This is a genomic window from Aeromonas sp. HMWF016 (genome assembly GCF_963878195.1).
GTDB lineage: Bacteria > Pseudomonadota > Gammaproteobacteria > Enterobacterales > Aeromonadaceae > Aeromonas > Aeromonas lacus.
The window spans coordinates 44,258-55,580 of the sequence record NZ_CAWNWX010000123.1 but is presented as its reverse complement, the minus strand read 5'-3'; the positions used below and the strand labels follow the sequence as shown (position 1 = coordinate 55,580).

Genomic DNA, 11,323 nt, shown 5'->3' with positions numbered 1-11,323 from the left:
GGCGGGGCCTTGTCGTTGGTTCAATCCCCTCTGTTGTCCCCTCATGTCAGACTGCTTCCCCCTCATTGCGTACCCCTCATCAATTAATAATCAGTGAATAAATATTTATAAATGGTTACTAATGTTGCGTGATCGGTGTCGCTTAACTCCATTTTTTAACATGAGATGATGGCGCTACAGTCACCAGAGCACGGCATCAGCCGCTCCAGGATTCATTACGTCTCCTGCGGGTTGCTTTTGCCTGATGCGTCGGGGCTGCATACCAATAAAACAGAACAAAACAGCGACAACAGAAGGGATGAAGCAGCATGAGTAAAAAGATTATGGGCAGCCTCTATTTTCAGGTACTGCTCGCAATAACCCTAGGGGTATGTCTTGGCCACCTCTATCCGCAATTGGGGGCCGATATGAAACCCCTTGGCGATGGTTTCGTCAAACTGATCAAGATGATTATCGCCCCCGTCATCTTCTGTACCGTGGTGACAGGGATTGCCGGTATGGAGAGCATGAAGGCCGTTGGCAAGACCGGTGCCATCGCCCTCATCTATTTCGAGGTGGTCAGCACCATCGCCCTGATCATCGGCTTGTGCGTGGTGAACCTGCTGCAGCCGGGGGCCGGCATGAACGTTGATCCTGCCGCACTGGATGCCAGCGCCATCGCCGTCTATGCCGAGCAGGCCAAGTCACAGGGGATCATTCCATTCCTGCTCGACATCATTCCGGGTAGCGTGATCGGTGCCTTTGCCAGCGGCAACATCCTGCAGGTGCTGCTCTTTGCCGTGCTGTTTGGCTTCTCCCTGCACCATATAGGCGAGAAGGGGAAAATTATTTTCGGGGTCATCGAGAGCTTCTCCACCGTCATCTTCGGCATCATCAACATGATCATGAAGCTGGCGCCGGTAGGGGCATTCGGTGCCATGGCGTTTACCATCGGCAAATACGGGGTGGGCTCTCTGGTGCAATTGGGCCAGCTTATCGCCTGCTTCTATATCACCTGTCTCTTCTTCATCTTTATCGTGCTGGGCAGCATCGCCAAAGCATCCGGTTTCAGCATCTTGCGCTTCATCTCCTATATCCGCGAGGAGCTGCTGATCGTGCTGGGTACTTCCTCCTCCGAGTCAGCGCTGCCGCGCATGCTGGACAAGATGGAGAAGCTGGGTTGCCAGAAATCGGTAGTAGGGCTGGTCATTCCGACCGGTTACTCCTTCAACCTGGATGGCACCTCCATCTATCTGACCATGGCCGCCATCTTCATCGCCCAGGCGACCAACACCCCGCTCGATCTGTTCCATCAGATCACGCTGCTGGTGGTGCTGCTTATCTCCTCGAAAGGGGCAGCTGGGGTCACCGGGAGCGGCTTCATTGTGCTGGCTGCGACCATCTCCGCAGTTGGCCACCTGCCGCTGGCCGGTCTGGCGCTGATTCTGGGGATCGACCGCTTTATGTCGGAAGCGCGGGCGCTGACCAACCTGATTGGCAACGGGGTTGCGACCGTGGTGGTGGCAAAATATTGCAAGCAGCTGGATGTGAAGAAAATGGAGGGCGTGCTGGGCCGCAAGGGCGGGGTTCTGGAAACCGAAAAGGTGTAACGGAGCCTGTCAGGCTGAACGCAACGCAATAAAAAAACGGCCCTCGGGCCGTTTTTTACTGACATCCATGGATGTCATCACTTCATGACAGAGCGGGAATTACAGGCTCTGGGTGAAGGTACGGGTAACAACGTCACGCTGCTGTTCCGGGGTCAGGGCGTTGAAACGCACTGCATAGCCGGAAACGCGGATGGTCAGCTGCGGGTACTTCTCCGGGTTGGCGATGGCATCTTCCAGAGTTTCGCGACGCAGCACGTTGACGTTCAGGTGCTGGCCACCTTCAACGGCAGGTTCAGCTTGAACCGGCAGTTCGCGGTATTCGAACTGACCCAGATCAGCCAGTTGAACTTCCTGATCGGCAGCAAAGGCGTCGCCTTTGACACAGATGCAGCGAGCCTGTTGCTTCTCTTCGTCCAGCAGCCAGAAAGAGTTCAGCAGAGCGGTGTTGGCGGCCTGGGTGATTTGAATGCCTTTGATCATGGTATGACTCCTCAATGGGAACGCTAATCCAACTGTAAGGAAATTACCCTGATGTATTTAAGCTACCGAGGATGTCGACGACTTAAAGGGCCCTTGCCTTACACCTTTACTTTGTTGGGGTCATATATACCACGGTGGTAATATTACCAAAATTGATCCAGATCAATAAAAATCGACAAATCGCCATTTCAATGGGATTAAATTCTTGAGTTGAATCAAAAATAGGTCATTTTTCTGATTTTGTAAGATATCCAAATTATGCATCTTTTATCTTTTAAATCTAGTAATTTAACTACACCTTATGGTGTTTGTGGTGCGTATCAGGGAAGGGGGACTCGAGAGAACTACACTTGATGGAAAATAAAGAGGAGAGTCGCGGGTGAAGAGTGGGTGGCAAAAATGGCGCTGGCTGATAGTTGCCTGCTGCTTGGTTGTGGCTGGAATGGTGCGGGCCGAAACAGTCCGGATCGCCGTGGGCGAGTGGCCACCCTATATCAGCGAGTCTCTGCCCGAGCAGGGATTCCTCTGTCAGGTGGTGCGCGAAGCCTTTGCCGCCGAGGGGCTTGATGTCAGCTTTCACTTTTACCCCTGGGCTGAAGCCTACAAGCTCACTCTTGCCGGGGATTATGTTGTGACCATGCCCTGGTTTCGTTCCCGCGAACGTGAACGGAGCTTCTATCTCTCCGCATCGCTTGGCCAGTTCACGACCCGTCTTTTTACCTTGTCCGGTTCGCCGGTCGTCAATCTCGGGGAGATCAAGCACGAGCCGGTGGGGGTGACCCGCGGCTATTTTTACGGAGATGGTTTTGCCGCCCGTCAATCCGAATTGGCTCTTGAGTGGTTTGATTCTGATCAGGAGAGCCTTGAGAAGCTCGTCTCTGGCCGTATTCGCTATCTGGTAATGGATGAGCAGGTGGCCAAGGCCCTCTTCCAGCAGATGCAATCCCGCCATCCGGGGGCGCTGTCGTTGACCAGCTCGCCCGACCCTATCTGGTCTCAACCCGGTTATCTGCTGATGCGCAAGGCGGATCCCGATGCGCGTCGTCTGATGCTGCTGTTCAATGCGGGTCTGCACAAACTGGAGCGCTCCGGGCGGCTCGCCAGACTCTGGAAAGTGTGAGTCACGGTTGCGTCTTGCGGGCGGCGCCCCTATCCTGACTCCTTCGCCGTATCAAGTGAGGAGTTCGGGGTGCAGACCTGGAGTGATGTGATTGGCTCTGAAAAAGAGCAGGACTATTTCAAGAGTACGCTGGCGACCGTCAGGGCAGAGCGGGAAGCGGGCAAGGTAATCTATCCCCCTGCGGCCGATGTGTTCAATGCCTTCAAACTGACCGAGCTGGATCAGATCAAGGTCGTCATCCTGGGACAGGATCCCTACCACGGTCCCAACCAGGCGCATGGTCTCTGCTTCTCCGTCCTGCCCGGCGTGCGCACGCCCCCCTCTCTGGTCAACATCTATAAAGAGATGCAGCGAGACCTGCCAGGTTTCGTCACACCCAATCACGGTTTCCTCGAATCCTGGGCCAAGCAGGGGGTATTGTTGCTCAATACCGTGCTGACGGTGCAGGCCGGTCAGGCGCACTCTCATGCCCATCTGGGTTGGGAGACCTTTACCGACAGGGTTATCGAGCAGATCAATGCCAGCTGCAACGGGGTGGTGTTCCTGTTGTGGGGCTCCCATGCCCAGAAGAAGGGGCGTTTTATCGACCGGCAGCGCCATCATGTGCTGACGGCCCCCCATCCCAGCCCCCTCTCCGCCCATCGCGGTTTCATCGGTTGCGGTCATTTTTCGCAAACCAACCAGCTGCTGGAGCAGCAGGGCAAGAGTCCCATTGAGTGGCAATCTGTCTGCCGCCCACTTGATTGAGTGCAAAGTTCGGGCGACAAATGACCGTATACTCAGGAAAATAACATCTTATTTCAGCGCCAAGGAGTGCCCATGTTATCGAGTCTGCACAAGGATCACCTCAACATCGCCCGACTGCTGGAGCTGCTCAAGCAGAAGCTGGCAGCCATTCATGCGGAGCAACCCATCAGCTATTTTCTGGTGCGCGACGTCATCGACTATCTGCGGGAGGTTTCTGACAAGTACCACCATCCCAAGGAAGATCTCATCTATGACTACTACCTGAAATACCGGGTCGTAGATGGGGAGGTAGCCAACCGGTTGCAGGAGGAGCACGTCAAGCTGCTGGAGGCAGGTGGTGAACTCAAGGAGATGGTCGAGATGATCCTGATGGATGCAGTTATCCCGCTCGACCAGTTCACCGCCAAGCTGGAGCGTTTCGTTGAGCTGCAGGAGGCGCACATGAATTACGAGGAGGGAATCATCTTCCCCCATCTGCGCGACTCCTTGACCGAAGATGACTGGCGTCATCTGGAGCAGAACTGGCAAAACCGTGCCATTGGCGACCCCCTGTTTGGGGCCGAAGTGAGCCAGAACTTCCAGGCACTGGCCAAACGGCTCTCTCTGCCGCTTACCACTCACTGACAGAAATTCTTGCGGCCAGCAATGCCGCCTGTCAGCCAAGCATAAGAAAGGCCTCCCTATGGAGGCCTTTTGCATATGTGCAGCTTTACTCCTGCGGCTTGAGACAGTTGCGATAGAGCATATAGAGGTGGGCCGAGCTCCAGCTGAAGTTGCCATCAGCTCCATCGCCCGTAGCGACCTGATCGTCGTAGCTGTCATAGAGGCCGGAGGCACCATCGAATATCCAGCTGTTGATGTAACTGCCGATGCGTAATACCCGCTGTTTTACTTGGTATTACCGAGTCGCACGGCAGGGCAGGTTTGCAGGTATTGATGCGGGGTCAGGCCGAACTCCTGTTTGAAGCGGGCTGCAAAGCGGCTGAGGGAGTCATAACCGCAGGCGATGGCTACCTCCTGCAGGGAGAGCGATTGCTGCAACAGGGTGAGTGCATGGCTCATCCGTACCTGAGCCAGCAGGTGACGGAAGGTGCGCCCTTCGGCTGTCAATTTGCGTACCAGCGAGGCGCGGCTCATCGAGAAGTGAGGGGCAACAGTTTCCAGCGTGTGATCGGCTCCGGGCTCAACGCCGAGGTAACGGGCCAGCCGCTCGCCGAGGGTCATGGTGCTGGCGGGAAAGAGCAGATGAAGAGCGCCAGCAGCCCTCAACTCCGCATAGAAGGCCCGCAGCAGCTCGGTCTGGGTCGCCTCGCTCAGGCCCCGTTCTGTCATGGTGCAGACCATCTCGAAGCAGTAGGCGAGGTTTGTCGTCACCTTTATCGCGGGATCTGCCATCGCCTGAGTAGCGGAGGGCGTATCGGGCAGCCACCCGGCGGGGGGCGGCGTCAGCAGGGTAAGGACATGGGAGCGAAACTTCTCCTGCTCCGGCTGGTTGACGAAGGTGAGCTGGTTACCCGCCGGGATCAGCAGCCAGCTCTCCTTGCCAAACGAGAGACGTCGCTCCTGCCACCAGAGCAGCTTCCTGCCCTGTTTGACCCAGATGATGGTCGGCGCATAGATGAGTACGCGGTGCAGCGGCTGCTGGCGGATCCCGAGATAGTGGTGCTGTTGCAGCAGCGGCGTGCTCATCCGGTTGCTCCTAGGGGGTGACGAAAGTGGCGGTCAGAGTAGCCTTACCAAGGGCCATGCTGTTGAGCATGTAGCCTACCATGGCGGGCGGGGTGTCTGCTTTTACCTCCAGATTCTGGGGCAGGGCCCAGGCGGTGAACTGATAGCGATGCATGCCGTGGCCAGCGGGCGGGCAGGGGCCGCCGTAGCCCTGGCTGCCGAAGTCGGTCTTAAGCTCCAGTCCCTGCTTGAGCTTGCCGGAGGCATTGCTGGCGAGCTCGCTCTGGGTGGCAGGCAGATTCACCACCAGCCAGTGCCACCAGCCGCTGCCGGTGGGGGCATCGGGGTCATAGGCTGTGATGGCAACGCTTTTGGTGCCGGCCGGCAGATCCTGCCAGCTCAGCTGGGGTGAACGGTTGTCGCCGCTACAGCCAAAGCCGTTGAAGCTGAAGGCTTTGTCCATCAGCTGGCCTTCGTGGATATCGCTGCTCTTCAGGTTCATGGCGGAAGCGGGCAGGGTTGCCATGCAGAGCAGGGAGAGCAGTACGGTGCGTTTGGTCAATCTCATGGTGTGACTCCTCGTGTGGTTACGGATTCACTTTAGCGAGATCGGTGCGTGGTGAAGTTACATATTGGCTCAATATGGCATCAATGTAGATGTTAATTGAGCATAACTGTTGTTTTAAGCCTGTCGGCAATAAAAAAACCGGCATCATGGATGCCGATTTTTCACTGTGCTGAGAGCTGATCGCGCGGATTAACGCAGGATCATCTCGTCACGGCCCGGGCCGACGGAGACCATCGGAACCGGTACGCCCAGCAGCTCTTCGATACGCAGTACGTACTGCTGGGCCGCTTTGGGCAGCTCTTCGAAGGTGCGGCAGCCGGTGATGTCTTCGCTCCAGCTTTCCATCTGCTCGTAAACCGGCTTCAGGGCAGCAGTTTGCGGCCAAATCGGGTTCTCGGTGTGAGCACCTTCGTAGGCCACACAGATCTTCAGATCCGGCAGACCGGTCAGGCAGTCCAGCTTGGTCAGGGCGACTTCGGTCGCAGCCTGCAGCTCGACACCGTTCTTGGTGGCAACGGCATCGAAGTAGCCGACGTCACGAGGACGACCGGTGGTGGCGCCGAATTCGTTGGCGATCTTGCGGAACTCGTCCTGGTTCTCCATGGCGGTCAGCAGGGTGCCGGTACCGACGGAGGTACTGAATGCCTTGGCAACGGCGATGACGCGCTCGGGACGCAGGCCCGGCAGACCGCCACCGATGCCGGCGTAGGCACCGGATACGTGGGAGGAGGTCACCCAGGGGTATTCGCCGTAGATGAGGTCACGGCCTGCGCCCAGCTGGGCTTCGAACAGCAGGGTCTTGCCTTCGGCCTGCAGCTCTTTGAGCGGCATGCTGACGTTGCAGACGGAGTCGATCCAGGGAGCGGACACTTCCAGCAGCCAGTCAGCCATCTCCTGGGCGGTCTGGTTGAATTCGAAGGTCGGATAGAGCGCTTTAAGTTGCGGCAGTTTCCAGTCGAGGAAGAATTGGATGCGCTCGACCAGTACTTCTGGCTGCTTCAGCCAGCCAACCAGGATCGCTTTCTTCATGACGCGGTCACCGTAGGCCGGTGCGATGCCCTGACGGGTAGAACCGTAGGCTCCGTCACCCAGACGCTGCTCTTCCAGGGTATCTTCCATGGCGTGCAGCGGCAGGCAGAGGGTAGCGCGGTCAGAGATGGCCAGCTTGGGAACAACACCGGAGGCTTTCACTTCGTCGAGTTCGACGGTGAGCTTCTCGGGGCTGATCACCATGCCCGGGCCCAGCACGACCAGACAGTTCGGGTTGAAGACACCGCTCGGAACCTGGTGCAGCTTGAAGGTGCCAAGGTCGTTGACGACGGTATGGCCGGCGTTGTTGCCGCCCTGGAAGCGAATGCTGGCGCCAGCTTGGCCTGCCAGATAATCCACGATGCGGCCTTTGCCTTCATCACCCCAGTTGGCACCTACGACTACGATAGACGACATGACTCTTTCTCCTAAGACGTTAGGCGTTCATCCTAGGAGCCTGCTGCGGATTAGAAAAATTAATTATCTTTATAGTTCCGATAATAAAACCATATAATGATGGCCGATTTATCGGCATGTGGCCGCAAGATCGCCGCGCAGAGCCCAATGAACAGTGAGTTGAGGGAGTCTTATGCTGGACATCCATTGGCTGCAAACCTTCGTCACCCTGGCCCGATTGCAGCACTTTGGCCAGACCGCCACCGAACTGCACATGACCCAGCCCAATGTGAGCCTGCATATCAAGCGGTTGGAACAGGCGACCCGGGTGCGGCTTATCGAGCGCAGCCCTTTTCGTCTGACTCAGGCTGGCGAGCGGTTGCTGCAAAGCGCCGAACGGGCCATCGCCGAACTCCAACTTTGCCAATCCGATCTCAATGCTCTCAACCAGTTGAGTCAGGGGACGCTGGCCATCGCGGCCAGCGATATCATCTCGCGCCTGTTGCTGATCCAGCCGTTTCAGCGCTTCAAGCGGGAGTTTCCCGGTATCGACCTCACCCTGTTCAACACCACCTCGGATCAGGCGGCGGAGCTGGTCAAAAGCGGCAAGGCGGACTTGGGCTTCGTGATGGCGCAAAAACGCAGCGAACCGCTGTTCTACACCGAACTGCAACAGGTGACCTGGTGCGCGCTGGGGCACGGCCTCGCCCGCTGGCAGGCGCGAGCCAGAGCGGGGGAGAGTGACCCCCTCGATGAGCCGACCCTGATCTTGCTCGGCCATGACACCCGCACCCGGGCCCTTATTGACCCCTCCTTGCCGCTGCTGGCGCTGCCTCCATGCCGCATCATGGAGGTGGGGAGCGTGGATGCCCAGCTGGATTGGGCCGAGGCCGGGTTTGGCGTCGCCATCGTGCCGGACTTCTCCCTGCATCCTCGCCTCAACCTGACCGCGCCGGTTGCCAGCCTGACCGATTTCCCGGGTACCAGTCTGGGTTATGTGGTGCGCCAGAATCAGGTGCTGTCGCGCGCCATCAAGCAACTGCTTGTCTGGGTGGAGGAGGAGATCCACAAGCCAAACCCTTATCTGGCAGGGGCTGATAAATAACCTGAGTAGAGATAGGCAATGAGCCGAGATAAACAAAAAGAGCAGCCTTGGCTGCTCTTTTTGTTTGATATACCAGCCCAGCGTCGCTTTATTGCGCCGCGGCACCGCCGCTGGTGGCAACAGCGCTGCTGGTCGCTACAGGCTCGGTTGCTGGCATGGTCTCTGCTGCTGCACTGGCGGCAGGTTGAGTCGCTTCACTGGCTTGAATGGCTGGTGCCGCCACTTCCCCGGTTGTCGGTACCGCGTCAGAGGGGGCGGCCGCAGGTGCCGCTACGGAAGTGGCAGGTTCGAGCTGGGTCGGTTGTGGCTCGGAGGCTGGTTGCGTCGTGACCGCCGAGCTGCTGGTGGTCGGTTCATCGCTGGAGACGGCACCGGAAACCACTTCAGAGGCGCCCACGGTCGAGATGGCCGCACTGGTGGCAGCAGAGGGAGCTTCACTCTCTGCCAGCTGTTCGGAGGCGAGCGGCAACGGTTCGGGCACTTCATCCGACATACCCGGGTGCAGCGGCAGCTCGGTCTGCGCCTGCAGCTGTTCCGGCGTCACGGTACTCAGGGCCGGGTGGAGGCGGCTGAACTGCCTGACCCGCGCCAGCAGGGTGTCGCGCACGGTGCGAACGATGGGATCCGGCAGGCTGGCCAGTGCCACCAGCTCGGCGCTCATCCCGATATTGTTGATGGCGGTGAGCTGCCCCGGATAGAGGTTGGCGGCGATCTGGCTGCGCTGGTAGTAGGGATGCTGCTTGAGCAGCTTGTCGATCGGCTCCCCTTCGATAGGGATGAGGCGCACCTGGCAGCGGCTAATCAGATCGCCGATCGCCTGGCTCGGATGACCCACCACCACGAAGGCGGCGTCCAGTGTGCCGTCACAGAGCCCCTCCAGCGGAGTCTGCGGGGATTTGAGCTTGTAGGCGGCAAACTGCTTGGGGTGCCACCCCATAGCACCCATCAGGGCCTGACTGGTCACCATGTCTCCGGCCCCGGCATTGCCCGGGTAGACCCGCTTGCCCTCGATATCCGCCAGAGCGGTGATATTGCTATTGGCACTAGCCAGCAGGGTCAGCGATTCCTGATAGAGGCGAAACAGGCTGCGCAGCTTGTGATTGGCCCCCTGTCCGCTGAAGGGGCCAGTGCCATGGAGCGCATGGTGGAGCACGTCTGATTGCACCAGTGTCAGCTGCACCTCGCCCTTGTTCAGCGCCTTGAGATTGGCCAGAGAGCCGCGGGTGCTCTGCACCGTACAACTGTCGCCATGCAGGGCGTGATCGACATTGAGCACCCGGCAGATGGCGCCTCCCGTGGGGTAGTAGACGCCATTGAGGGGGCCCGTGCCGATGGTCAGCGCCTGACTGCCGAAGGGGAGCAGGATGCCGAGTGAGAGCAGGAGGTGACGCAAAATCCGTGGGTACATAGTTAACCGCTGGCTGGTGGTGCAGGAAAAGGGGACGGGCACTGCCCGTCCTGTCAGTTGTTACTGTTTGCTGTGGCTCAGGATAGCCCGTTCCATCCGCGCCAGAGCCTCGACCAGACGCGCTTTGGTGCAGCCGAAGTTGAGGCGCACGAACTGGCCGTTGCCAAACTGGGCTCCCGGCGAGAGGCCTACCCCCGCCAGTTCAAAGAAGGCGACGGGATCGTCCAGCCCGAGCGCGCTCACATCGATCCAAGCCAGATAAGTCGCCTGATGGCTGGCCAGCTCGACACCTGGCCAGCGGGCGACAGCCTGCTGGATCAGGGCCAGATTGGCTGCCAGATAGTCGAGTTGCTCGCAGAGCCACTGTTCGCCGCCCTCATAGGCCGCTTCAGCTGCCACGAAACCGAGCAGGTTGACGTCGGCGCTGATGCCGCGCATCGCCTGCTGCAGGCGAAAGCGTAGACGGGCGTTGGGCACCACGGCAAAGGAGCAGCAGAGGCCGGCGATGTTGAAGGTTTTGCTCGGGGCCATCATCACGGCGCAGCGCTCGGCAGCTTCCGGACTGATGGCGCCGTAGGGGATGTGGCGGGCCGACTTGTCCAGCAGCAGGTCGCAGTGGATCTCGTCGGAGCAGATCACCAGATTGTGGCGCTCGGCGATGGCATCGATGGCCAGTAACTCCTCGCGGGTGAAGACGGTACCGCCCGGGTTGTGGGGGTTGCAGAGCAGCAGCAGGTCGGCCGAGGGGGCCTGGCGCTCCAGTTCTGCAAGATCCAGCACCCAGCGACCGGCCTCTTCCACCATGGGGACGGTGAGCAGGGGACGGTCGTTGAAGCCCGGCGCCTGCAGGAAGGGGTAGTAGACCGGCTTGGGGGTGATGATGCCGCGGCCATGCTGGCTCCACGCCTTGCAGGCAAGGTTGAGCCCCGGTACCACGCCGGGCAGAAAGACCAGCCACTCCGGCTGGATAGCCCAGCCATAGCGGTTGGCCAGCCGTTCGATGATGAGTTCGATCAGACGGGGGGAGGGGCGAGAGTAGCCGAAAATGCCGTGGGCAACCCGCTGGGTGAGCGCCTCGATCACGGATGGCGGAGAGACAAAGTCGGTGTCGGCGACCCACATGGGCAACACATCCTGACCCTTGTACTTGTCCCACTTCAGACTCATGGTGCCACTGCGGTCAACTTCCCGATCAAAATCAAACATGCGAACT

Annotated in this window: 11 protein-coding genes; 5 read left to right on the top strand and 6 right to left on the bottom strand. The window is 58.9% G+C overall.

Annotated elements, in window-relative coordinates; genetic code table 11:
• The first annotated feature begins 308 nt into the window (after positions 1 to 308).
• A complete protein-coding gene (locus tag AACS24_RS21690) occupies positions 309 to 1,589 on the top strand; it encodes a dicarboxylate/amino acid:cation symporter (protein WP_108571979.1) in 1,281 nt (426 codons plus the stop codon).
• A gap of 99 nt (positions 1,590 to 1,688) precedes the next feature.
• Here AACS24_RS21690 and grcA read toward each other — a convergent pair whose 3' ends face one another.
• Positions 1,689 to 2,069: an autonomous glycyl radical cofactor GrcA gene (gene grcA, locus AACS24_RS21685; RefSeq protein WP_033115325.1), complete on the bottom strand. Its 381-nt coding sequence runs from the start codon at positions 2,067 to 2,069 to the stop codon at positions 1,689 to 1,691.
• A gap of 442 nt (positions 2,070 to 2,511) precedes the next feature.
• On the opposite strand from grcA, the gene AACS24_RS21680 reads away from it, so the two are divergent.
• The 3 genes from AACS24_RS21680 to AACS24_RS21670 all read left to right on the top strand — a co-directional run bounded on the left by AACS24_RS21680 (position 2,512) and on the right by AACS24_RS21670 (position 4,560).
• Complete coding sequence (locus AACS24_RS21680) at positions 2,512 to 3,189, top strand: substrate-binding periplasmic protein (protein WP_339373343.1); 678 nt, start codon at positions 2,512 to 2,514, stop codon at positions 3,187 to 3,189.
• A 69-nt stretch (positions 3,190 to 3,258) separates the two neighbouring features.
• A complete protein-coding gene (gene ung, locus AACS24_RS21675) occupies positions 3,259 to 3,936 on the top strand; it encodes a uracil-DNA glycosylase (RefSeq protein WP_108571977.1) in 678 nt (225 codons plus the stop codon).
• Positions 3,937 to 4,008: 72 nt separating this feature from the next.
• Positions 4,009 to 4,560 carry a hemerythrin domain-containing protein gene (locus AACS24_RS21670; protein ID WP_108571976.1) on the top strand — a complete coding sequence of 184 codons (552 nt, stop codon included), beginning with the start codon at positions 4,009 to 4,011 and terminating at the stop codon, positions 4,558 to 4,560.
• 264 nt (positions 4,561 to 4,824) lie between these two features.
• Here the strand turns inward: AACS24_RS21670 and AACS24_RS21665 are convergent, their stop codons facing one another.
• The 3 genes from AACS24_RS21665 to AACS24_RS21655 form a co-directional block, all read right to left on the bottom strand.
• Positions 4,825 to 5,625 carry an AraC family transcriptional regulator gene (locus tag AACS24_RS21665; protein ID WP_108571974.1) on the bottom strand — a complete coding sequence of 267 codons (801 nt, stop codon included), beginning with the start codon at positions 5,623 to 5,625 and terminating at the stop codon, positions 4,825 to 4,827.
• Between the two features lie 10 nt (positions 5,626 to 5,635).
• Entirely contained in the window at positions 5,636 to 6,172 is a 537-nt protein-coding gene (locus AACS24_RS21660) for a YbhB/YbcL family Raf kinase inhibitor-like protein (RefSeq protein WP_108571973.1), read from the bottom strand.
• Positions 6,173 to 6,361: 189 nt separating this feature from the next.
• A complete protein-coding gene (locus tag AACS24_RS21655; protein WP_033115332.1) occupies positions 6,362 to 7,618 on the bottom strand; it encodes an adenylosuccinate synthetase in 1,257 nt (418 codons plus the stop codon).
• A 172-nt stretch (positions 7,619 to 7,790) separates the two neighbouring features.
• Here AACS24_RS21655 and AACS24_RS21650 point away from each other — a divergent pair, with 172 nt between their 5' ends.
• Positions 7,791 to 8,702 carry a LysR family transcriptional regulator gene (locus AACS24_RS21650; RefSeq protein WP_108571972.1) on the top strand — a complete coding sequence of 304 codons (912 nt, stop codon included), beginning with the start codon at positions 7,791 to 7,793 and terminating at the stop codon, positions 8,700 to 8,702.
• An 88-nt stretch (positions 8,703 to 8,790) separates the two neighbouring features.
• On the opposite strand, the gene AACS24_RS21645 is transcribed toward AACS24_RS21650, so the two are convergent.
• A complete protein-coding gene (locus AACS24_RS21645) occupies positions 8,791 to 10,110 on the bottom strand; it encodes a TAXI family TRAP transporter solute-binding subunit (RefSeq protein WP_108571971.1) in 1,320 nt (439 codons plus the stop codon).
• A gap of 60 nt (positions 10,111 to 10,170) precedes the next feature.
• Entirely contained in the window at positions 10,171 to 11,316 is a 1,146-nt protein-coding gene (locus AACS24_RS21640; RefSeq protein ID WP_108571970.1) for a MalY/PatB family protein, read from the bottom strand.
• Positions 11,317 to 11,323 lie beyond the last annotated feature (7 nt).